This window comes from Erwinia psidii (assembly GCF_003846135.1).
In the GTDB taxonomy this organism is placed as follows: domain Bacteria; phylum Pseudomonadota; class Gammaproteobacteria; order Enterobacterales; family Enterobacteriaceae; genus Erwinia; species Erwinia psidii.
On the sequence record NZ_RHHM01000001.1, the window covers coordinates 350058 to 372862 of the forward strand.

Annotated in this window: 21 protein-coding genes, 6 tRNA genes, 1 other RNA gene and 1 pseudogene; 15 read left to right on the forward strand and 14 right to left on the reverse strand. The window is 50.2% G+C overall.

From position 1 onward, the window contains the following. Positions 1-11 precede the first annotated feature (11 nt). Positions 12-905: an SMP-30/gluconolactonase/LRE family protein gene (locus EB241_RS01495; RefSeq protein ID WP_124231455.1), complete on the reverse strand. Its 894-nt coding sequence runs from the start codon at positions 903-905 to the stop codon at positions 12-14. Between the two features lie 299 nt (positions 906-1204). Here EB241_RS01495 and EB241_RS21020 point away from each other — a divergent pair, with 299 nt between their 5' ends. After that, positions 1205-1378, forward strand: a complete 174-nt coding sequence (locus EB241_RS21020) for a hypothetical protein (RefSeq protein ID WP_199737286.1) — start codon at positions 1205-1207, stop codon at positions 1376-1378. 104 nt (positions 1379-1482) lie between these two features. Here EB241_RS21020 and EB241_RS01500 read toward each other — a convergent pair whose 3' ends face one another. From EB241_RS01500 to EB241_RS01515, 4 genes are all read right to left on the reverse strand, one after another. After that, complete coding sequence (locus EB241_RS01500) at positions 1483-1770, reverse strand: hypothetical protein (RefSeq protein WP_124231456.1); 288 nt, start codon at positions 1768-1770, stop codon at positions 1483-1485. Positions 1771-2021: 251 nt separating this feature from the next. Next, complete coding sequence (locus tag EB241_RS01505; protein WP_233592510.1) at positions 2022-2783, reverse strand: hypothetical protein; 762 nt, start codon at positions 2781-2783, stop codon at positions 2022-2024. A 95-nt stretch (positions 2784-2878) separates the two neighbouring features. Further along, positions 2879-3331 (reverse strand): universal stress protein, encoded by a 453-nt coding sequence (locus EB241_RS01510; protein ID WP_124231458.1) that lies wholly within the window; start codon positions 3329-3331, stop codon positions 2879-2881. 13 nt (positions 3332-3344) lie between these two features. Next, positions 3345-4127: an IclR family transcriptional regulator gene (locus EB241_RS01515; protein ID WP_124231459.1), complete on the reverse strand. Its 783-nt coding sequence runs from the start codon at positions 4125-4127 to the stop codon at positions 3345-3347. Positions 4128-4293: 166 nt separating this feature from the next. On the opposite strand from EB241_RS01515, the gene EB241_RS01520 reads away from it, so the two are divergent. From EB241_RS01520 to ypdK, 3 genes are all read left to right on the forward strand, one after another. Then, positions 4294-5886 (forward strand): MFS transporter, encoded by a 1593-nt coding sequence (locus EB241_RS01520; protein ID WP_124231460.1) that lies wholly within the window; start codon positions 4294-4296, stop codon positions 5884-5886. Between the two features lie 5 nt (positions 5887-5891). Continuing rightward, the gene (locus EB241_RS01525) at positions 5892-6923 is read left to right on the forward strand and encodes an HlyD family secretion protein (RefSeq protein WP_124231461.1); all 1032 of its coding nucleotides are present in this window, start codon (positions 5892-5894) and stop codon (positions 6921-6923) included. A gap of 164 nt (positions 6924-7087) precedes the next feature. Then, positions 7088-7159, forward strand: a complete 72-nt coding sequence (gene ypdK / locus EB241_RS01530; protein ID WP_124231669.1) for a membrane protein YpdK — start codon at positions 7088-7090, stop codon at positions 7157-7159. 43 nt (positions 7160-7202) lie between these two features. Here the strand turns inward: ypdK and alaC are convergent, their stop codons facing one another. The 3 genes from alaC to EB241_RS01545 form a co-directional block, all read right to left on the reverse strand. After that, complete coding sequence (alaC, locus tag EB241_RS01535) at positions 7203-8438, reverse strand: alanine transaminase (RefSeq protein ID WP_124231462.1); 1236 nt, start codon at positions 8436-8438, stop codon at positions 7203-7205. Between the two features lie 779 nt (positions 8439-9217). Then, positions 9218-10183 (reverse strand): glucokinase, encoded by a 966-nt coding sequence (glk, locus tag EB241_RS01540; protein ID WP_124231463.1) that lies wholly within the window; start codon positions 10181-10183, stop codon positions 9218-9220. A 614-nt stretch (positions 10184-10797) separates the two neighbouring features. After that, complete coding sequence (locus tag EB241_RS01545) at positions 10798-11268, reverse strand: VirK family protein (RefSeq protein WP_124231464.1); 471 nt, start codon at positions 11266-11268, stop codon at positions 10798-10800. An 883-nt stretch (positions 11269-12151) separates the two neighbouring features. Here EB241_RS01545 and EB241_RS21245 point away from each other — a divergent pair. Continuing rightward, positions 12152-12298, forward strand: a pseudogene (locus tag EB241_RS21245) (IS110 family transposase); the annotation flags it as partial. A 371-nt stretch (positions 12299-12669) separates the two neighbouring features. Here the strand turns inward: EB241_RS21245 and EB241_RS21720 are convergent. Continuing rightward, on the reverse strand, positions 12670-12798 hold the full coding sequence (locus EB241_RS21720) for a hypothetical protein (RefSeq protein WP_267431826.1): 129 nt from the start codon (positions 12796-12798) through the stop codon (positions 12670-12672). 107 nt (positions 12799-12905) lie between these two features. Between EB241_RS21720 and mgrA the strand changes: the two genes are divergently transcribed. Continuing rightward, on the forward strand, positions 12906-13895 hold the full coding sequence (mgrA, locus tag EB241_RS01555; RefSeq protein ID WP_124231465.1) for an L-glyceraldehyde 3-phosphate reductase: 990 nt from the start codon (positions 12906-12908) through the stop codon (positions 13893-13895). Positions 13896-14048: 153 nt separating this feature from the next. Further along, entirely contained in the window at positions 14049-14420 is a 372-nt protein-coding gene (locus EB241_RS01560; RefSeq protein ID WP_124231466.1) for a DUF2502 domain-containing protein, read from the forward strand. Between the two features lie 73 nt (positions 14421-14493). Here EB241_RS01560 and EB241_RS01565 read toward each other — a convergent pair whose 3' ends face one another. Further along, positions 14494-15726, reverse strand: a complete 1233-nt coding sequence (locus EB241_RS01565; protein WP_124231467.1) for an Nramp family divalent metal transporter — start codon at positions 15724-15726, stop codon at positions 14494-14496. Positions 15727-16086: 360 nt separating this feature from the next. Here EB241_RS01565 and EB241_RS01570 point away from each other — a divergent pair, with 360 nt between their 5' ends. Then, complete coding sequence (locus EB241_RS01570) at positions 16087-17271, forward strand: NupC/NupG family nucleoside CNT transporter (protein WP_124231468.1); 1185 nt, start codon at positions 16087-16089, stop codon at positions 17269-17271. A 155-nt stretch (positions 17272-17426) separates the two neighbouring features. Here the strand turns inward: EB241_RS01570 and EB241_RS01575 are convergent. Then, a tRNA-Ala gene (locus EB241_RS01575) sits at positions 17427-17502 on the reverse strand. A gap of 45 nt (positions 17503-17547) precedes the next feature. Beyond that, positions 17548-17623, reverse strand: a tRNA-Ala gene (locus EB241_RS01580). Between the two features lie 784 nt (positions 17624-18407). Here EB241_RS01580 and EB241_RS01585 point away from each other — a divergent pair. After that, the gene (locus tag EB241_RS01585; protein ID WP_124231469.1) at positions 18408-18767 is read left to right on the forward strand and encodes a YfeC-like transcriptional regulator; all 360 of its coding nucleotides are present in this window, start codon (positions 18408-18410) and stop codon (positions 18765-18767) included. Between the two features lie 165 nt (positions 18768-18932). Here EB241_RS01585 and gltX read toward each other — a convergent pair whose 3' ends face one another. Next, positions 18933-20348: a glutamate--tRNA ligase gene (gltX, locus tag EB241_RS01590; protein WP_124231470.1), complete on the reverse strand. Its 1416-nt coding sequence runs from the start codon at positions 20346-20348 to the stop codon at positions 18933-18935. Positions 20349-20611: 263 nt separating this feature from the next. On the opposite strand from gltX, the gene EB241_RS01595 reads away from it, so the two are divergent. The 6 genes from EB241_RS01595 to EB241_RS01620 all read left to right on the forward strand — a co-directional run bounded on the left by EB241_RS01595 (position 20612) and on the right by EB241_RS01620 (position 21841). Next, positions 20612-20687, forward strand: a tRNA-Val gene (locus tag EB241_RS01595). Positions 20688-20737: 50 nt separating this feature from the next. Next, positions 20738-20813, forward strand: a tRNA-Val gene (locus EB241_RS01600). A gap of 32 nt (positions 20814-20845) precedes the next feature. Beyond that, positions 20846-20921: transfer RNA gene (locus EB241_RS01605), tRNA-Val, on the forward strand. A gap of 4 nt (positions 20922-20925) precedes the next feature. Beyond that, positions 20926-21001: transfer RNA gene (locus EB241_RS01610), tRNA-Lys, on the forward strand. Positions 21002-21014: 13 nt separating this feature from the next. Continuing rightward, a non-coding RNA gene (locus EB241_RS01615) (RtT sRNA) lies at positions 21015-21138 on the forward strand. A 352-nt stretch (positions 21139-21490) separates the two neighbouring features. Beyond that, the gene (locus EB241_RS01620; protein WP_124231471.1) at positions 21491-21841 is read left to right on the forward strand and encodes a FlxA-like family protein; all 351 of its coding nucleotides are present in this window, start codon (positions 21491-21493) and stop codon (positions 21839-21841) included. On the opposite strand, the gene EB241_RS01625 is transcribed toward EB241_RS01620, so the two are convergent. Continuing rightward, positions 21838-22758 (reverse strand): LysR family transcriptional regulator, encoded by a 921-nt coding sequence (locus EB241_RS01625; protein WP_124231472.1) that lies wholly within the window; start codon positions 22756-22758, stop codon positions 21838-21840. The two genes, EB241_RS01620 and EB241_RS01625, sit on opposite strands and share 4 nt — an antisense overlap. Between the last annotated feature and the right edge of the window lie 47 nt (positions 22759-22805).

Here is a 22805-nt window from a genome sequence, read left to right on the forward strand (position 1 = left end):
TGTCCGCTGTACTATGCGATGGGCTGGCGATGGTGAAACAGCGGTTCGGCAATGCCTGCAACCGCCACACGCACAGCAAAAACATCCCCGGACTGAGGAAACGCTGCCAGCTCTGCCAGGGTACGTCCTTCGCGTGAACTGGTAATGTACAGCGTCTTCAGATCCGCGCCGCCAAAGGCAACCATCGTTGGCCAGCGCACCGGCAAAGGAATTTCATCCACGATGTCGCCGTTCGCCGGATTGAGTCGGATAACCCTTGAGCCGTCAAACATGGCTGCCCAGTAGAAGCCTTCACTGTCAACCGCTGCACCATCGGGAGCACCTCCCTGTGGTTGTACAAAACGTTGTAGCACTTCACGTTGGCCGATCTCTCCCTGTTCGTCCATTGGATAACGATAAAGAACGCCGTTAGGCGTATCTGCGTGATACATCCAGCGACTGTCCGGTGAAAAAGCCAGCCCGTTGGAAATCATAATATCGTCTGCCTGCACGGTCAGATTGAGATGCTGATCAAGACGGCACAACTTGCCGCCATTACAATCCTGTGGTTCCCACAGGCTGCCGCACCAGAAACGACCAAACCGGTCAACACGGCCATCGTTGAACCGGCTACGCGCTGCTTCACCGGGGTTAGGGGCGATGCGCTGGACAATCCTGCCGTCGCTATCCAGCATGCAGACACCGCTGCGAAGCGCCGCAACAAAACCGCCCTGCTCCATCAGGCCAAAACAGCCGATATGTTCCGCCACGGGCATGATGCGATGTTCACCACTGTGAGGCTCAAACCGGTGAAGTGCCGGCGCGAGGATATCGATAAAATAGAGTGCCTGCTCTTTAACTGACCAGACCGGGCATTCTCCAAGCTCGGCCTGAGCCGCCAGCACGTTGTTAACCTGATAACGCATAAATCCCCCCGACGTTAAATGACCAAACTGAGTTTACTGCAAAAATGAGGACTTGCAGGGATGATAATTGGTTTAACGGCAGGATTTATATTCTTTCGCAAAAGTGAAAATTAAGAACATTCTATGCACATTGACTTTTATTTCAGTATTTTCTTATTTATTTTTATAATAAAAAAATTAAATCACTCTCCATGAATTATTTTGAAATATCTGTCAAAATAAATCTACAAAAGCGGCATTATTCCTCCACTATTTAATTATATTGTCGTAGTCATTGAAAAAGTGCAGGAGCGTCAACGATGAAAAAATTAATCAAAGCAGCAACTGTTCTGAGTGTAATAATAATGCTGAGTGGCTGTATCATCCACGATGGCTATCGCGGTGGTCCGGGATGGCACCACGGTGGGGGTTACCACGGCGGCCCACATCGCGGTTATGACGATGGTCACCGGCACGGGCCGGACCGCTGGTAATGAAAGAATTCTGGCGTGAATGGATCCGCGCCTAACCGGGCAAAGTCTGCATACAGCAATAATAAGAAAACAACTGGGTGGGAATTTTCCCGCCCGTTCTGTTTTTAACTTTTAATACTGTAATTACACTGGTACCAGGCTTTCATTAATCCGGGTATACGACTTTCCTGTGGCTTTATGGGTTCGACTTTATCAAATCCCCGCTCTGTACAATAACGCTGGACGTCCTGTTGCATTGCAGTTTTATTTACCAGCGTTGGATTGAAACGATATTGTACCGTGTTTACTGCCCGATCCTCATCGACTTTTTCAAATGCACCCGGTTTACTGGACGTGCAACCACTCAACAGCACCATGTTCAGCAACAATGCACCAGTGATTATCTTATTCATTTTTTCCTCCTTTCTCCGCAGGCGGCATCATAACAATCCAGTTTCGTTCCACCATCGGAAAAAACCTCATTTGCACATTTTTTACAAAGAGGATGTAAATTTTTGCCAATTGAATCGATTAATAAAACCATCTGGCATGTTTTTCAGCACAATGTATTATTTAATACATCCACAGCGATACTACTGCAAAACACCAGGTTTTTTAATTATAACAATAAGTTATGCCCGCGGCGAGCGGGCTTTTTTTATGTTTAACGGGTATTTCCATCAAGAATAATACGTAATACGCCTGCCGAATTATTCGCCGGAAGCGCAAGGACCGATTGATAAAGATCGATAGTCATTTCACAGAGTTTTATTTTATCAGCACCCGCTTCTGCCGGTGCGTTCATTATTTGCAGATCGCTGCCCCATTTGCCGTACAGCTTGCGTACTATATTTTGTAAATCCGCCCGATAGCGGTCAGCATCGCCGGTTTGTTCAGCACCATGACTGTGTTGCAAAAAATAATCTATTGCCATCATTTCTCTTTCACGCAGTGCGGCAGGGAAGGTTTTACTGCTATCGATACCACCACTGACCTGCGGAAACAAAAACTTAAAGCACAGTTCGTTATTTTCTTTTCGTAACACTTTCATCTGTTCCAGCGACACCTGCATGTAACGATTGAGCGCTTCACTGCTGGCATAGCTGATACGCTGGCTTAGCAGTTCACTCAACATTGGGCGCAAATTCGCCTGCGCAAGCGTATCACTCTCTCCACTGGCTACCGCTGGCAGATACTCATGAAGCAGCGTCTGATACAGCGCCGGCTGCTGCGTTTTTATTGTGCGGTAAACCGGTAGCGTCGCAAAATGCAGTCGTGCCGCCTCAAGACGTGCTTCCCGCTGTTGCTGTGGCAGCCTGACCGCAAAGTAATAAACGCTGGTAACAGCGATGAGAATCAGGGCCAGCAGTACGGCCAACCTCTTACTTATTTTTTTATATTGCTGAAGCAGGGTCAAAATGCACATCGCGCACAGGCAGAAAAGAACACAAAGAAGGGCTGGAAGGAAAGTCAAAATGGTATCCTGCACAAAGGGCCACCCTCAGCGGCCCGGAAATCACGTCAATCAGCCCGAACATCCACCAGTACCGGACAGCTGGCACGTTCAATCACCGCGGCACTGACCGAACCTTTTAACAGGCGATTAAAAGAAGAGAGATGTCGGCGCCCCATGATGATCATTGCGGCACCGGTTTCATTGGCCAGTGCAACGATAGTTTCTGCTGATTCACCGGCCATCACTCTGCCCGTTGCAGCAACTCCGGCCCGCTGAAGCACCGCCAACGCCTCACGAACCGCGGCCTCGGCCGTGTTCTGTTCATCCAGCGCACTGCCAAAATCACCCGGATCTTCGCCAGCTTCTATAACCGCATTTCCCGTTGTGGCAGCATAGCTGGCATCAATGCAGCATATTACTATCACCTCTGCCCCAAGCGCGTTCGCCTGTTCAACCGCCAGCGAAGTTACCTTGCGGGCGAGGGCCGAATTATCCACGGCCAGCAAAATTTTTTTCATCCTCCACCTCCTGTCAGTGATCTCCAGACACTTTACCTATTTCATCCACCAACGCCTCTTTGCACTTTATGATCTCCTGACGATAAAGCGCCTCATGCTGCTGAAAACGCGCGGAAGGCACCAGCAGACTGACAGAATAGCGTCCCAGGATGGTATCAATGGCGACCGCGATAGTGGAAATCCCCTCCAGCGTTTCGCCGCGATCATAAGAGACGCCGGTGCGACGGATCTCCTGCAAGTGCATAAGCAGCTCAGGAAAGTCTTTAACCGTGAAACAGGTGATCGCTTCAAAGTCATCGCCCACCATGGCCCTCGCCTGTTGGTCGCTTTCCAGTGCCAGTAATGCTTTCCCCCCGGATGTGCTGTACAGCGGCAGGTGAAGACCAATACGCGGCACCACCCGTAACTCACGCTCAGCAACCACGTAATGTACGATGGCCAGTTGCAGCCCACTGGCACGGGCAAGCGTCACCGTTTCTCCCGTAGCGTCACTTAATGCCTGTAACCAGGGCTGGGCGATAGCCACCACATCGGTGTGAACCGTCGCAATCAGTCGCAGTAATGCCGGTCCGAGACGCACCCCTCCCGCACCGTGGCTGCGCACCAGCTCAACGGAATCCAGTGCGGCCACAATACGCTGTACGGTGGAACGCGGCAGAGCAACGGCCTGAGCAATTTCACCCAGGCTCATACCATCGGGACGTTTTCCCAGCGCATTCAGTATATTTGCAGCACGTGAAATGACCTGGATTCCACCACTCCGTTGAGAGTCATGCGGGACTGAGGATTCAGACATAAGGTTCCCTTACTAACTTCAGAGCCTTATGTTAGCACTTTTTCATTTTCGCGGCACAGTGTACCGCATTGCAATATACCCGCTCGCAGGATAGTATCATTGACGCATGTACCACCATGCAATACATCGCATCAAAAATGCATCTTTTCCTTGCCGGACTGACTTTATGAATCCCCCTGTCACCGCCACTCATCCCTTTACCCTGCGCCTGGCGTTAGGATTGATCGGCGTCCTGATTGCAGCACTGACTTCCGGGTTGAACGACAGGGTTACCGACATGGCTTTGGCTGATATTCGTGCGGCGGTGGGGTTAGACTACGACAGCGCCAGCTGGATAACCCCCGCCTGCCAGGCAGCAGAAGTGGCAGCGATGGTGATCGCCCCCTGGTTTGCGGTCACCTTTTCACTGCGCGGTTTTGCGCTGGCGGTTGCCTCTGGTTTTGCCATCACCGCTGTACTGCAACCCTTTGCATCCACGCCACTGTCATTTATTACCCTTCGCGTGATACAGGGTATGTTTGGGGGTGCCCTGCCCCCACTACTGATGACCGTGGCGCTGCGTTTTTTGCCACCGGGGATCAAACTCTATGGCCTGGCAGCCTATGCGCTGACCGCCACCTTTGGCCCGAATATGGCCGCCTCACTGGCCGCTTTCTGGACCGATTCGGTTGGCTGGCAGTTTGTATTCTGGCAGGTCATACCGCCGGTTTTTGTCGCCTGCCTGCTGATGTCATGGGGACTGCCGCAGGACCCGCTACGACTGGAGCGCTTAAGGCAGATTGATCTGTTCGGTATGCTGACAGGCTGTAGCGGGACAGCGCTGATGATCCTTAGCCTGAGTCAGGGGGAAAGACTCGACTGGCTTAACTCGCCGCTGATTGTCGCTATGCTGCTCTCCTCAACCATTCTGCTGATACTCTTTTTTATCAACGAGTGGTATCACCCGCTGCCGCTGTTCAGGCTGCAATTGCTGGCACGTCGTAATCTGTCACACGGGCTGTTGGCACTGGCTGGAATATTGCTGGTAACGCTGTCTGGTTCTGCTCTGCCTTCAGCCTATTTTGCTCAGGTGGATGGTTTCCGTGCCGCACAGTTTGCGCCGCTGGCGCTGGCTGTCGGTTTGCCACAGTTGCTACTCGCACCGCTTATGGCCGCCTTGCTCAACCGACGATGGATTGACAGTCGCTGGATGTTTTACTGCGGTGCGGCATTGCTGTGCCTCTCCTGCCTGTTCGGTATGCAAATAACCGGTGACTGGGCACGGCAGAACTTCTGGGGTATCCAGCTACTGCAAGCACTGGGGCAGCCAATGTTAATTCTTCCGGTGCTGATGAGTGCCACCAGCGTGGTACATCCACCGGAAGGCCCGTATGCCTCCGCGATGTTTAATACCGTCCGGGGTTTTGCCAGCGTGGCGGCGGGCTCGCTGATTGAAAATATGCTGACGCATCGGGAGAAATTTCATTCCTACAGCATATTTGATCGACTTGGCAACCAGCCCTGGCTGATGACAGCTGATACCACCACCAGTGCAGGTTCCCTTAAGCCCCTGCTGCCGGATGGTTCAGTCAGTTCCGTCGGGAACCTCAGCCAGTTCGCCACCCTGGTTAAGCATCAGGCGCTGATCCTCAGCATCAGCGATGCTTATTTCATTATTGCTGGTTTTATCCTGCTGCTGGTGCTGTTTACCCTCTGGTTACCAACGCGGGTTTATCCACCGCAGACACTTATTCAACCCCGCACATACACCACGAGATAATCATCATGCGTTTCACTCCCGCAAAAAGAATATTAACGCTGGCTTTGCTGCTATTGCTTCTGCTGGCAGCCATACTTTTTGTCTGGTCAGCCATGAAACGAGATCGGACCCGCACGGAAGATGCCGTGGTGACAGCCGATTACACCTCCGTCGCGCCAAAGGTATCGGGCTATATTCATTTTGTTAATGTAAGTGATAATCAGCATGTAAAGGCAGGCCAGCTGGTGGCAACGCTGGACGATCAGGATTATCGCGTTGCGCTGGAAAGCGCCGAGGCCAGTCTGAAGATAAGTGAGGCAAAACTGACCAGTGTTCAGGCACAGTTTGAACAACAGCAGGCGACCATTGCGCAAAACGATGCTGCGGTCACTGCCAGCAAAGCCACGCTGGAGTACGCCGAACAGAATGCCGGGCGCTATCGTCGTCTGCTCGTCAGCGGCACCGCCACCGCTGACGAGCAGCAAAAAACCAACGCTGCGATGCGCGAGGCCGCTGCCGGTCTGCAACAGAGTGAAGCAGCAGCACTGGCAGCGCGAAAAGCTGTAACAGTTTTACAGGCGGGCATTAAACAGGCTCAGGCAGATATTACCGCGTCACAAGCCAGCGTGGATCAGGCTCGTCTTAACCTCTCCTATACCCACATTACCGCGCCAACTGATGGCTTTGTGGGACAGCGTTCAGCGCGTCGTGGTGCATGGGTGTCGGCAGGTACGCGCCTGATGTCCATCGTACCGCTACAGCAAAGCTATGTGGTGGCAAACTTCCTGGAAACCCAGCTTGGCGATGTTCATACCGGACAGTCGGTTTCCATTAAGGTGGACGCCCTGCCAGAGGTTACGCTACGTGGCCATGTTGATAGCATTGCCCCGGCAACAGGATCAACCTTCGCCGCCATCACCGCCGATAATGCCACCGGAAATTACACCAAAATTGTTCAACGTGTGCCGGTAAAAATCCTGCTGGAGCCCGATCAGCCAGATTTGACCCGCTTACGCGTGGGAATGTCGGTGGTGCCGGAAATTGAATCCCCTGAATAAGATAGTTCCCGGCCGGGATGACTTTATTTTATGGCAAGGAGTCAGTAGATTAACGTCCGGTCATGCCATGAACCAATCATGACCAGCTGAAGCAGCGGGGAAAAACCTTCTGATTCACTCTGTTTACGTAATGCAGGCCTGAAAAAGCCGCAGGGAGTTATCCGGTGAAGTACGCGTTGATGGGAATATCTTTTATTTTGCTGCTGTGGGTGGGGACTTTTTATCTGATGTTGTAGAACAGAAAAGAGACAGGGCAGGCTGGATAACCTGCCCCTGCCATCACACCGGTTCTTCGCGGGTGCCGCCTGCACCTGGCAGAACACCATCGGCACGAAACATCGCTTTTATTCCCCGGACGGCCTGACGTATTCGATCGCTGTTTTCAATCAGAGCAAAGCGCACATGCGTATCTCCATAGTCGCCAAAGCCAATACCCGGTGAAACGCAGACTTTGGCTTCCTGCAACAAATGTCTGGCAAAATCCAGCGATCCCATCGCCGCATAATGATGCGGAATTTTTGCCCAGACATACATTGATGCTTTCGGGATCTCCACCATCCAGCCAGCTTCGTGCAGGCCCCTGACCAGTACATCGCGGCGACGTTTATATTGCTCCGCGATGTCGCGTACACACTGCTGGTCACCTTCAAGGGCGGCAATGGCCGCCACCTGCAGGGGGGTGAAAGTACCGTAATCATGATAGCTTTTGATGCGGGCCAATGCGGCAACCAGCGCTTTATTACCCACCATAAAGCCAATACGCCAACCCGCCATATTGTAGCTTTTCGACAGGGTAAAAAATTCTACCGCCACATCGCGGGCACCAGGAATTTCCATAATTGACGGCGCCTTCCAGCCATCATAAACAATATCGGCATAGGCCAAATCGTGGACAACCAATACATTATATTGTTTGGCCAGCGCAATCACCCGTTCAAAGAAATCCAGCTCCACACATTGCGCCGTCGGATTGGAAGGAAAACCGAGGATCATCATCTTCGGCTTCGGGTAGCTTTCACGGATTGCCCTTTCCAGCTCGTTAAAAAAATCAATGCCGGCGACCAGCGGAACAGAACGTACCTGTGCTCCGGCAATCACCGCGCCATATATGTGGATCGGATAACTTGGGTTGGGTACCAGCACCATATCACCATGATCCAGTGTCGCCAGCATCAGGTGTGCCAGCCCCTCTTTGGAACCAATGGTGACAATGGCTTCAGAATCCGGGTCGATATCAACCTGATAACGGTCGGCATACCAACGGGAAATGGCACGACGCAGACGCGGAATGCCGCGCGACGTCGAGTAACCATGGGTATCTTCCCGTTGCGCAACAGCACAGAGCTTTTCCACAATATGCGGCGGCGTGGGCCCGTCTGGATTGCCCATACTAAAATCAATAATATCTTCACCGCGCCGTCGGGCAGCCATTTTAAGTTCAGCGGTGATATTAAATACATACGGAGGAAGGCGTTCAATACGGGAAAAATGACGTGCAGCGCTGAAATCAGCCATGGAAACCTCTTTACGTTAGCGCCCGGACCGTCCGAGCGACGCTGACCACCAACGGGTCGACTATGAACATATCGCACAGGCTGATGTGTTGTCGACAGGTCAGGATAAAATTTTTTGCCTTCCCACCACCGGTCATTAAATAGCATTATTTTTTAAAAAAATTAAAATTAACAGATAATAACTCCAATTATAGCGGCAAGAGGAAAAATATCCGACCGTTTGCAGACTGTGCAGACAGGCGATCTGCCAGCATTTACCGCTGACCGCTTGACCGATCGCCCGAAAGCCAGTAATCGATGTCCCGTCGCGTTAATCGTTTATTGACTGAAAAGAGGAAAATTCAGGGATCCTCATATTTAATTTTTCCTCTTTCCAGGCTTCATCCGGGCTGAAACATCTTCTGGCCACCTGTAACGGGGTGATTCCTTCTCGCAGGCAGAATGACGGCGCTACCTCTGCTGCCGCCAGCGGCGGTTGGCATCTGCTTCGCACTACGGCAATAACGGCAATAACGGCAATAACGGCTCAAGGGCAGAATGGGGCATTTCGGCCGGATCCCCAGCCAGAAAAATACATCCCCTTTTTATATCCAGGTTTTTCCTTAATTACCTCAACGCCATCCGACGTCAGCACAGGCTCCAGGGGAAGATGATTTATCGGATCAGGGTCTGGCAGACAGGTTAAACGACAATGAGGCAGGCAGCTTAAAAGACCACCAGATAACGGCGAAAGGGCGGTCAGGAAAAAGGGTCAGCCGCAAAAAGCCGACCCGACAAATATTAAAGCACGCTGCCTAATGTCTGGCGCAGGTAAGCACCAGCTCCCAGCAGGCCAGGCTGATCGTGGGTGATGAGATATACCGGAATATCGCGGACATAATCACGGAAACGCCCTTTATCTTCGAAGGCCGCACGAAAACCGGACGCTTTGAAAAATTCGAGGAAACGCGGCACGATACCGCCTGCGATATAGACACCGCCAAAGGTACCGAGATTAAGCGCAAGGTTACCCCCGAACCGGCCCATAATGACACAAAACATCGACAGCGCACGGCGACAGTCGGTGCAGCTGTCATCCAGCGCACGCTGGGAAACATCCTTTGGCTTAAGGTTTTCCGGTATCCGGTCATCTGATTTCACAATCGCCCGGTAAAGATTAACCAGACCAGCCCCGGACAGAACACGTTCCACAGAGACATGGCCAAGCTCATCACGCAGCACTTCAAGGATCTGGTCCTCTTCATCACTGTTAGCGGCAAAGTCCACATGTCCGCCCTCGCCGGGCAGGGTGACCCAGCGTTTGTCAACATGCACCAGATGCGCGACGCCCAGGCCGGTTCCGGCACCATACACCGCGACCGGCTTATCCTTAACCGCTTCCTTACCGCCAAACTGCATCACATCCTTAGCGGTCAACATGGGGATTGCCATCGAAACGGCGGTAAAATCATTAATGATTTCCAGATGTTCAAAATTGAGACTGGCTTTCATTGTGCTGGTTGAGAAAGCCCAGTCATGGTTAGTCATCTCAACCCAGTCTCCGGTGATTGGACAGGCAATAGCGATACAACCATCGGTTATATCCTGCTTTTGCTCATCCAGATAGGAGCGGATTACCGCTTCAAGGTTGTCATAATCTGCCGTGGAGAACGTTTTGGCTTGTGAAATGGCACCGTTCTTAACATCACACAGCGCCAGGCGGGCATTGGTTCCGCCAACATCACCCACCAAAGCATACTTAGTCATTATAGTTTTACTCCGCTTATGTCATTTAAAGACATCATAAATTTCCCCCACGCAAACAACAACGCCCACCTTGCGTGATGAACGGTAAATCGCGCAATAACAGTTTACCTTACCTGCCCGGTCAGCGATTGCCCACGTGTATCAATCTGAATTCCGTTTTTATTGTATACGCTTGTGTGCTGTTGGTTCAGCATCCGTCTGTCGGCACCGCTGGAGAAGTGAAAAGCACCATGATAGCCACTGGTCATTTTTGCAGCAGCGGTGTTGAGCGGCAATTTATTGACGCTGATGCGGGGAACGTTTTGGCATCAATTTTTATATTGATAATGTGTGTAAACCGTCGCATTCGCTGCTGTGGCAACGGTACAAGGCCGTTTAATGTCAGCATCTCTGAAATGTCATTTCAATGCCACATTGAGCGATGTTGAGCACGTCACCTTTGTTCAGCGGATATACGCCAGATTAACTATCTCGGGCACAAAAACCATCAGCCCAGAAAAAGGTGTTGCCTGGTTGCGATTACTAAAAAAAAACAACCAGGCAATAGCGCTGGGGTTACGCGAAGATAAAAGCGCATTTAGATGACAGCCTGATTATCCGCTATCACATCCACTTTACTGTGCGGTGTAAAATTGTGCACCGCTACCGATTTCGCAATTCCAGCTGACAGGTGAAAAGTTCGCTTCGTGGGTGACATTACTGGAGGATGTTGCAGGAACGTATCGCCGGGTTTCAATAACCAGATGATTATCGGGCATTATTTTATAACGGGTAAACTCAACTTCCGGCACGCCTTCTTTATCACTCAGCCGCTGATGATAATCAGAAAAAATGATGTATTTATCATCAGGGATCAGAAAACTGTTGATCTGCAAACCGCCCACCAGTTTGATACTGCGCGGTTTGCCATCGCGTTGCCCCTGGCAGTGGTCAAAGGTTGTCACCAGGGTAACGGCTTTGCCACCGCTCAGCGCTGACTTAACCGCCTGATAGTCATTAAGGGAATTGGATGATGCAGCTAAAGCAGCCATTGAGAAGCTGCTGACACCCGCCAGAACAGCGCAGAAGAATATTTTCTTAACCATAAAAGTACTTACCTCCAGTAAGGAAAAATTTACATAAAAGTAACCCCGTGATGAAACTAACCTGGAAAGGTTATGATTTACAACAAATTCAGCCATCGTCAGGCAGAACGGCAGCCGGTTTTCAGGCTTCAGCTTATGGCCTGTCGTCCCCGATGCAGGCCATGGACGCATCGTGAAATCCACCGAAGATCAGATATAAGATTATCAACGCCGGGTTAACTTTTTTGGCATCCATCCATATGCAAACAGGCACGGTTGCTGTAAACGCAGGTTTACCACTGCCATTATCTTTATCGGATTTAAGCCCGCCGCCCCTGCTCACAACGCCAGCGTTTTATAAATAAATCCCGCCAGCGGCAGTTTTTTACCAAATAAAAAATTAATTCGATGCCGGGGTAGCCGACGACACCCTTCAAATTTATTAAAATTATTTAAAGTGTCTGGCAAAACATTTACCCAGCCTGTTTCATTTTTTTCACAGCCCGTCAGGGGGGCCAGACATCCAAAGGCTGGCTTTAAACAGTAGCGTCTGATATCGCTACAGTGACCCATTGTAGATTATATCTGTTCAGTGAGAAGTGAAGACCCGCAAGACCGCATGGTGACCGAATTTCTTACCTCTGGAACACCAATCCTTGTGCTGTAAGGGTTGGCAAATTCCGCGCTAATAAAATGGTCACCTCCCCATACAGGCTTCAGTGGACCATGCTGTAAGCGCAAACCGACCGCAAAATAAAGAGGTGTCCCGTGGAAAAAATTATCGGAATTGATCTGGCAAAGCGAGTTTTCCAGGTTCATATCGTTTCTCTACAGGGTGAAAAGGAGGTCAACAAAATGCTTACAAGTCAGAAACACATGGCTTTTATCGCTCAGTAACCATTGTCCAGAAGCCTGTGGCAGCGCCCATTACTGGTCACGGCAGTTCAGTCAATTCGGACATGAAGTTAAACAAATCAGTCCGCAATATGTGGCTCCCTTCAGAATGGGAAGTAAAAACGATTTAAATGATGCCATCGCTATCGTTGAAGCTGACAGGTAGAACCAACTCTCTGTGAACCTGGCAAGTAGCTGGGCTGTAACAAGCCATGGTGCTAATGAGGCCAGAGAGTGCGGATGTTCATCACGGCTCACCAAGCCGGATATAGTTTTGTGACCACATTGTCAGGAAAATAGCTGCCCCGACTTGCATCGGGTCGGTGTCCATATAAGCTTTTAAGATAAGCTGTATTTTTATTTATTATTATCGTTCAGGAGCCGGGGTTATTTCAGAGAAGCGATGACGGAAATACTCCCGTTGCGAAAGTAAGGCATTATTTTTTCAGCGATTGGTATTATTCGTGGTGGCTAAGGCATTGTATTACGGCAACCGATCGTAACGCACCTGGGCCGGGAAAATATCGCTCAGGGAGAAATACATTTCATGCCGCTTTTTATAAGCGTGGCGACATCTTCAAATTTCCCTTCAGGATAACGAATAAAGGCTTTCATCTCTTTTCCGGTTGAATCTGACCGGGAAGACGGCCCTTCCATTGCGCGTTTCTGCTATGTTGCGATCCATAGCCCATTGTGATTCGATGTAAACGTATACACTGCCTGATTTACCGACCAACCACCACCGCTACTCACAGGATGTACTCATGGTTTATCAACCAACCAGTAAACGCTATCAGACAATGCGTTATCATCGCTGCGGCCACAGTGGGCTGAAGCTGCCAGCTATTTCACTCGGGTTGTGGCACAACTTTGGCGACAGTACCCGCATGGATAACAGCCGTGAACTGCTACGTCATGCTTTTGATAACGGTATCACTCATTTTGATCTCGCCAATAACTACGGCCCACCGCCAGGATCGGCGGAAGAGAATTTTGGCCGCATTATGCGTGAAGATTTTCATTCCCTGCGCGATGAGCTGATTATCTCTTCCAAAGCGGGTTATACCATGTGGGATGGCCCCTATGGCGACTGGGGGTCCCGTAAGTACCTGATTGCCAGCATTCATCAGAGTCTGAAACGCATGGGGCTGGATTATGTTGATATTTTTTATCACCATCGTCCTGACCCGGAAACCCCGCTTGAAGAGACCATGACTGCACTGGATCATATCGTGCGTCAGGGCAAAGCACTCTATATCGGGCTGTCAAATTATCCGGCTGAACTTGCAGACAGGGCGATCACCATGCTGCATGAACTTGGCACGCCCTGCCTTATACATCAGCCGAAATATTCAATGTTCGAGCGCTCGCCGGAAAATGGTCTGCTGGATCTGTTAAGCACCCGGGGAGTAGGCAGTATTGCCTTTTCCCCTCTGGCAGGAGGTATTTTGACCGATCGATACTTGCAGGGCATTCCGCAGGATTCCAGGGCGGCCAGCGCCAGTCCATTTCTCAGTAGCGATCGGTTAACGTCAGAAAAAATGAACAGCGTGCGCCAGCTAAACACGCTGGCCCAACAACGCGGCCAGAAACTCGCGCAAATGGCTCTTGCCTGGGTGCTGCGCGACAATCGTGTTACCTCCGTACTGATTGGTGCAAGCAAGACCAGCCAGATCGATGATGCTATCGATATGTTGTCTCAACGCGACTTCAGCAAGGCTGAACTGGATCAGATTGAGCAGATCCTGAAATAGCCCTCCTCCCGCTGCTCCTCGCGGCGGGCCTACGGATAATTCCCAATTTATCGTTTGGCGCGCATATTAAGATTCTCCCAGGCGCAACAAGAGCAATCTCTTATATAAGCTGCTCACACAGCGGAGCCACAGTGCCGTTGATAAGGAGAGAAAATGAAACGCTTTGTTCTTATTGCTACTTTGCTGTCGAGTTTATCTCCGTTAGCTCTGCACAGAGCACAGGCTGACAGTGCCAACCTTATGCTGGCCCCCGGCGTAGAACTGCATATCGGCGATCGCGATCCGCGTGGTCGCTACTGGGATGGCGAAAGATGGTGTGATCAGCGCGACTGGCATAATCACTACCCTGACGACGAAGAACGCTGGCGTCATGACGAGGAATGGCGTCGTCACGAGGAATGGCGTCGCCATGAGGAGTGGTTGCAACATGAAGAATGGCGACGTCGACATCAATGGGAGCAGGAACACCGATGGCACGAACATGAACGCTTTCATGACGAAGGTTATGACAATCGCTGGCCTTAATGCTGATGGCAAAAAGAGGGATCCTGTCATTGTCTGCCGCCTGTTGCAGGCGGCATTTTCTGCATTTACCTGTTCACAGTACCATTGAGATCAGCAGATAAAGATTGAGCGAGATCACCAGTAGCACGATGATCCTGCCTGTGTTCTGCATCAGTGAAGAATTGACCATCTCACCCATCAGTTGACGATTACCGGTGAAAACCAACAGGGGAACCAACGCCAGTGCAATGCCAAAACTGAGCAGGATCTGGCTCATTAGCAGAATACGCGTCGGCTCCCAGCCAGCAACGATCACAATAAAAGAGGGAAGCATTGTTACTACCCTGCGCACCAGTAATGGAATACGCATATGGATAAAACCCTGCATCACTACCTGCCCTGCCATGGTTCCCACCACGGTAGAGGAGAGTCCTGCGGCCAGCAAACTGAGTCCAAAGACCAGGGATGCAGCCCTTCCCAACAAGGGATCCAGCGTCAGATAAGCCTGATCGAGTTCGGTAATACCGGTATGACCGCTAAAGTGAAACGCCGCCGCAGCGGTGGCCATCATCGCCAGATTAACAAATCCGGCGATAGTCATTGCAATCGCGACATCCAGTTTGGTGGAAGAATAACGCTCAGCGCGGCTCCCACCAGCAGTGCCCTGCGTCAGAGAGGAATGCAAATAGATAACATGCGGCATAATGGTAGCGCCTAACACACCGGCGGCCAGCAGCACCGCATCTGACGTTGGCAGTGATGGAATAACCACCCCCTTCATCAACGCGCCAAATTTCGGCTGGGAAAAGACCAGCTCAATCACATAGGCTGCCGCCACAAACAACAAAAGACCCCCGATGACCACTTCAAGTGGCTTCTCGCCTCGCCTTTGCAGCATCAGGATCAGAAAGGTGACCACACCGGTTAGTACCGCCCCCTGCAACAGACTGACACCAAAAATCAGCTTAAAGCCTATCGCCGCGCCGATAAACTCTGCCAGATCGGTCGCCATCGCAATGATTTCTGCCTGAACCCAGTAAAACCATACGGCAGGCTTTGGAAAACGGTCACGAATATGCTCCGCCAGATTTTTACCCGTGGCAATGCCCAGCTTGGCCGACATCAGCTGAATGACCATCGCCATAATATTGGCCCAAACCACCACCCATAACAGCCGGTAGCCATAGGATGCGCCCGCCTGGATGTTGGTGGCAAAATTCCCGGGATCGATATACCCAATTGCCGCAATGAAGGCTGGCCCCATCAGCGCAAACTTGATCTTACGTGAGCTACGGACTGTTTGCTCCGCGGTGCGGCCGTCGCACATAATCGTTTCCCCGGATGTATACCTGATATGGGATTACCCTTTTAATGGTCATGATTATCAAACGCATCTAAGCAGATTATCCTGAACCATCATGATAGCTGGCGCTAAAAAGTATAGCATTGGCTATATTCATTCAAAATAAAGTAAGCCATTGCCGACATTTCAGCAACAATTTTCACTCCAGGATACAAAATAAGTCCACACAACTCGACGGGGAATTCTTTAACCGCATGGCATTTCCAAAAATTCCTGACACCGCATGATAGGTAATTATTATATTGCAGTTTAGATCTCGTTTTTCTGTAAGCCGTTACTTAGAATGTGCAGCGAAATATAACAGTCTTCAAATTTGGAGCAATCATGTCCCGCTTTCTACATTTTGCTTTGGCGTTGGTTGTTGTGACGCTGCTGGCCCTGGTGGTCAGCAGCGATCGCAAGAACATTCGCGTGCGTTTTATCATACAGCTTCTGGTGATTGAGGTTCTGCTCGCGTGGTTCTTCCTGAATTCAGAAGTCGGTCTCGGATTCGTCAAAAGTTTTGCGGGTCTGTTCGACAAGCTGTTGGCTTATGCCGCCCAGGGTACAAATTTTGTTTTTGGTAATATGAACGATAAAGGGCTGGCTTTCTTCTGGCTCAATGTACTGTGTCCAATCGTGTTTATCTCCGCGCTCATCGGTATTCTGCAACACTTCCGCATCCTGCCGGTTATTATTCGCGCGATTGGTACTGTGTTGTCTAAACTCAATGGCATGGGTAAACTGGAATCTTTTAACGCAGTAAGCTCGCTGATTTTGGGACAATCAGAAAACTTTATCGCCTATAAAGATATTCTGGGAAAAATGTCACAACGTCGGATATACACCATGGCTGCAACGGCCATGTCCACCGTATCAATGTCGATTGTTGGCGCGTATATGACGATGATCCAACCAAAATATGTGGTGGCTGCCCTGATCCTCAATATGTTCAGTACGTTTATCGTGCTGTCATTAATCAACCCTTATCGTGTTGAAAATGAAGAAGATCTGAAACTGAGTAATTTACATCAGGGTCAGAGCTTTTTTGAGATGCTGGGCGAATATATCCTGGCCGGTTTTAAAGTAGCGGTCATTGTCGCAGCGATGTTAATCGGCTTTATTGCGTTGATTTCCGGCATTAATGCCCTGTTCGATGCCATCTTTGGTATCAGCTTCCAGGGTGTGCTGGGGTATGCGTTCTATCCGGTTGCCTGGATGATGGGTGTACCGGCCGCTGAATCATTGCAGGTAGGCAGTATCATGGCGACCAAACTGGTATCAAACGAGTTTGTGGCAATGATGGATTTACAGAAGCTGGCTGGTCATCTCTCCGCTCGCGGTGAAGGTATCCTGTCAGTATTTCTGGTTTCCTTTGCCAACTTTTCTTCCATCGGCATTGTGGCCGGGGCGATAAAAGGTCTGAACGAAGAGCAAGGCAATGTGGTATCCCGCTTTGGTCTGAAACTGCTGTACGGCTCCACGCTGGTCAGTGTGTTGTCAGCATCCATAGCAGGCCTGGTCCTGTAAGCCACACCATAAAAACTAAAGGCGGGTCTGTTGCACAGACCCGCCTTTTTTGTTGCCAGCCTGCTGAACATCGTCTGCGGCAAATGGCTTATAAGCATTATTTAGTAACAGCAAAAACAAAAAAGCTCTGCAAGGGCAGAGTCTTCTTTTAAATTTGGTGGAGATAAGCGGGATCGAACCGCTGACCTCTTGCATGCCATGCAAGCGCTCTCCCAGCTGAGCTATACCCCCACTTGATAATGCTGTTTTTCGTTACCAAATTTGCTGGTGAAAATTTGGTGGAGATAAGCGGGATCGAACCGCTGACCTCTTGCATGCCATGCAAGCGCTCTCCCAGCTGAGCTATACCCCCAAACCGAAAAACATCGTCATCCTGACGGCGGGCATAATATGAAACGGTGCAGGGGGTGTCAACGGCAAATTATCAATCTGTGGCCGATCGCTGAAAAAGCCGTCAAAGCACCCGATAAATAGCGCGCTGGACAGCAAGAAGTGCACTGCGAACCGCCACCGCAGAGCAAATCTGGAAATAAAAGGGAGTGTGGCTGGCAACGACATCTGCCTGATTTCCACCGGATCTGTTACCGGGATAAATCAGATGAATAATGCATTATTTGTACATTATGACATTGCTTCTTTATAAACCGTTCAGGCGAAACGGCAGGGATAATGGCAGACTTTTCCCCTCCTCTTCCGCTACCGGATGCGCGCATAATTAACGCACAGAACATATCTTTGATTAAAAGCATAAAGATTTAACCTGCTGTCAACATGCCAGCTAAAATTTCGGATGCGGCTCCCGCTAATGGCATTTGCTGCTTCAGTTTTCACTATCCGGTGGTGTAACTGCTGATTATTCCGCCATCTGTTTTTGCGTCACAGCCGGCTCTGCTAATGATTTTCCTGAATGCATTGCCGTGTTTATGCGCAATCGGTCGGTGGTGTAATTTCCGTTAGCCCGGCTTATTACCGCTCACACAGTATCTCTGCACCTCTCGCACGCTGATGTAAGGCTCTCTTTGCTACTACCTGTTTTGATCTCTGTCATTCTGATTAGTCCTTTCTGTTAGTTGTTCAAACAACAATTTCCTGTAATATGTACTCGTTACAAATCAACGCAAAAAGGATATTGCATAGTGAAAAAGGAATGGTTGACGCCTGAAGAATTGGCGCAGGAAACGGGTTTCAGTCGGCAAACGATCAATAAGTGGGTCAAAAAAGAGCAATGGACAACGGTGCCCAAACCCGGTGTTCAGGGTGGTAAAGCCCGTATGATTCATATTGATGAAAACGTTAGAAATTTTTTGAAGTCGACCCGGCATGTTGCCGAGCCCACCGCGACTTACCGCGTAACACAAAATTCGCTTCCCGCTCTGTTGATGACCTCAATTCAACAAATGAACACCGAAGAGCAGGAACAACTCTACTCATTATTGTTACGTGAAGGCATACAAGGCATGCTCTCCCGGCTGAATATCGGCCAGGACGATAAATGAAATGGTTTGATGCTGTCTGATTAATTAATACATCGTGAAATGAAAGGATCCGGGAATATCATTTTCCGGGTTCTTGATGTACTTCAGCCCGTGCTGGCTAATGCCGCTGACAGAGCAAAAAAGCCAGTCAGATTTGGCTGACTGGCATCTTCTCTCAATTGGCGGTTATGCCTGTGCTTCACGTTCCGTAATGTAGCCCAGTGCTTTTTGGATACGGGCAACTGAACGGGACTGACCTATGGCCTGCACCGTGACATCCAGCGCCGGAGACTGGCCTGCGCCGGTCACTGCCACGCGTAATGGCATCCCCACTTTACCCATGCCAATTCCCAGCTCATCAGCCGCTGCCTGAATGGCATGATGAACGTTTTCCGCCGTCCAGTCGGTGACCGCAGCCAGCTTATCGCGCACCAGCTCCAGCGGCTGACGCGCAACCGGACGCAGGTGTTTTTTAGCCGCATCAACATCAAACTCCCGGAAATCTTCATAGAAATAACGGCAGGAAGCAGCCATTTCTTTCAGGGTTTTGCAACGTTCACCTAACAGTTTTACCAGGTGCGCCAGTTCAGGGCCGGTACGGGTATCTATCTGTTCCTGTTCGATATGCCACTGCAAATGGGTGGCAACATATTCCGGTGCCAGACTGTTGATGTAATGATGATTTAACCACTGTAACTTTTCTGTATTGAACGCGCTGGCAGACTTGCTGACCGCATTAAGATCGAACAATTTCTTCATCGCTGCAATGCTGAAGATTTCCTGATCGCCGTGGGACCATCCCAGACGTACCAGATAATTGAGCAATGCTTCGGGTAAATAGCCGTCATCGCGGTATTGCATTACCCCAACGGCACCATGTCGTTTAGACAGTTTCTTGCCATCGTCACCAAGGATCATGGAAACATGAGCGTAAACCGGCACCTGTGCACCGATAGCTTTCAGGATGTTAATTTGACGTGGCGTGTTATTGATGTGGTCTTCACCGCGAATGACATGAGTAATCTGCATATCCCAGTCATCAATGACTACACAGAAGTTGTAGGTCGGTGCGCCATCGGTGCGGCGAATGATCAGATCATCCAGTTCCTGGTTGCTAAATTCGATCGGGCCACGGATCTGGTCATCGAAAATAACCGAACCTTCCTGCGGGTTACGAAAACGAACCACGTAAGGCTGGTCATCCGCATGATGATGATGACCGTCGCGGCAACGACCGTCGTAACGGGGTTTTTCGTTATTCGCCATCTGCGACTCACGCAGCGTTTCCAGGCGCTCTTTAGAGCAATAACATTTGTATGCTGTCCCCGCCTGCAACATTTCATCAATCACGGCGTTATAGCGATCAAAGCGTTTAGTCTGATAGTACGGACCTTCATCCCAGTCGAGGCTGAGCCAGTTCATGCCATCCATAATAGCGTCGATAGCCTGCTGGGTTGAACGCTCCAAATCCGTGTCTTCAATACGCAGTACAAACTCACCGCCATGATTACGGGCGAACAGCCAGGAGTAGAGTGCGGTCCGGGCACCACCAACGTGCAGATAGCCCGTTGGACTGGGTGCGAAGCGGGTTTTAATTTTCATTAACAGCTGCCTTAATTACGCTATGAGAATCGGCGATTGCCGAATGAAATCTGAGAAAACAACAGAAAGTGGGCAACATTCTACCACCTGAAGACGAATCCTCAACGGCATTCCCCGGCTTCTGAACAGTCTTTATTAGAAAAGGCCGCTGTTTTTGCATAAAAGTCTGATAGCCTGTTTAATTTTAAGACGAACGCACATTTTCGTTTTAAAAAGCGTTGACTCATTTCATCCGATCCCTATAATGCGACTCCACACAGCGGGGGTGATTAGCTCAGTTGGTAGAGCATCTCCTTTACACGGAGGGGGTCGGCGGTTCGAGCCCGTCATCACCCACCAGACAAAGTGTCTGGTCCGCAGTGTAAAGCAAGACCAGAATTCTTCGGGATGGGTGATTAGCTCAGTTGGTAGAGCATCTCCTTTACACGGAGGGGGTCGGCGGTTCGAGCCCGTCATCACCCACCATCTCAAATGAATTTTAATGTGAAGTACAAAGTGGGTGATTAGCTCAGTTGGTAGAGCATCTCCTTTACACGGAGGGGGTCGGCGGTTCGAGCCCGTCATCACCCACCACTTTGGGTCGTTAGCTCAGTTGGTAGAGCAGTTGACTTTTAATCAATTGGTCGCAGGTTCGAATCCTGCACGACCCACCACTTTAAAAGTGGATACAGATATAAATCGTGAAGGATTTGAACCTGAGCAGGTTTGGTTTGAGCAACGTGAAACAACGTTGCCAGCGGCGACGGGCCTAAGGCCGAGGCGTAGCCGAGTTATCCTGCACGACCCACCAGCGTAAAAAGGCACCCTAAAGGTGCCTTTTTGCTTTTGTAAAACTGGCCATGAATCCTGACCAGCAAACAGTTCATGTCGAGCGCAGTGAGAAAGCCTTACCAGTGGCAGCGCTCCGCAGCGCGAAGCGAAAGTCGGTCCATCCTGCACGCCCCTCAGCCCGGAAAAACGCCTTAACTTTTTTCTTTTGTAAGCGGCCTGGTTAATCACCTGAGAGATCCTTTGAGTGACCTGATTCGCCCTTTGCCAACTCAGTAATTACAATTTCTTATCTATTTTTTTACAATTAAGGTTATAAAGTCTTTTGTGGTATATACCGATAACCGTTTTGGTCTATTACAAAGGAGAAAACGATGAGTACGATCAGTTCCACCACCTCAGTCGGTTCCACAAGCTCTGGCAGCAGTGGATCAACGTCACAAATTGCCAGCCTTAATAAACAGATCGTTCAGCTACAGAACCAGTTAAAAAGTCTGAGTGATGACACAACCCTGACCGATGAGCAAAAGTCGGAACAGGAACAGGTGATCGATAGCCAGATTCAGATGATACAGGCACAGATAGCACAGATAGAGCAGCAGCAGGCTGAGGCTGCCCAGCAAAAGCAAGACAATAAGAAAGAGGCAGCAACCACTGCCGCTTCTCAGGTAGCCGATGGTGTAAATCGTCCAACGTCCACCAATTCAGTAAATGTATATATTTAAAACGCTGGCATATCATGGCGTTGTTGCGTCAGCAGGGCAGCCTGCTGGCGCACCTCTTGCCATATGGCGTCCGCCGCTGGCGTCAGAGAGCGGTTCCTGCGGCGAATCAACATGATAGTCCGGTTGATTTCCGGCACCATTCTTCTGATCAACAACGGCCTTCCCTGAGGTAAAGGCAGCGCGAGCGCTGGCAAAATACTGATGCCAATCCCTGCTTCCACCATCGGGTACAGCGTCGCCGGATGCCCGATTTCCTGCACTATCTCCGCCTCAACATTTTGCAGACGCAACGCGTCATCAATTAATACCCGGCTACCGGAAGCATAATCCTGTAAAACGAGCTGACGATGATTGAGCATTTGCCAGTGAACAAAGGAATGCACAGCCAAAGGATCGTCCTGCCGACACAGCAGCAGAAAAGGTTCATCAAGGATGGCTTCACATTCAAAGTCTTCCACAGGTAACGGCCCAATAACTATGCCGAAATCAACCTCCGCATTGCGAATACTTTGCAATACCCAGTGTTGCGGCCTGTCATGAAGCATTACGGTGATTTCAGGGAAATGTATCTGACTGGCCGACAGGCATTGCGGCATCAGATGGGCGGAAATTGTCTGGCTGGCAGCAACCCGCACCGTGCCGCTTCGTTGCTGACCGTAGCTGCGGACATCCAGCAAGGTGGTGTTCAGTTCTTCAAGTAGCCGCTCAAGACGGCTGGCCAGTTGTTTGCCCGCCTCCGTCAGCAGCACTTCGCGTGTGGTACGGTCCAGTAAACGAATGCCCACCTCCCCTTCCAGCTCTTTGATACTGTGACTGACGGCAGACTGGCTGAGGCCGATAAGCTGACCGGCTCGACTGAAGCTGCCTTGTTGCGCCACAGCCACAAACACGCGAAGTTGACGTAGGGAATAATTCATCTTTTTTTTTCATATATGAATTCAATAAATCAATTTTATTTCTAAAC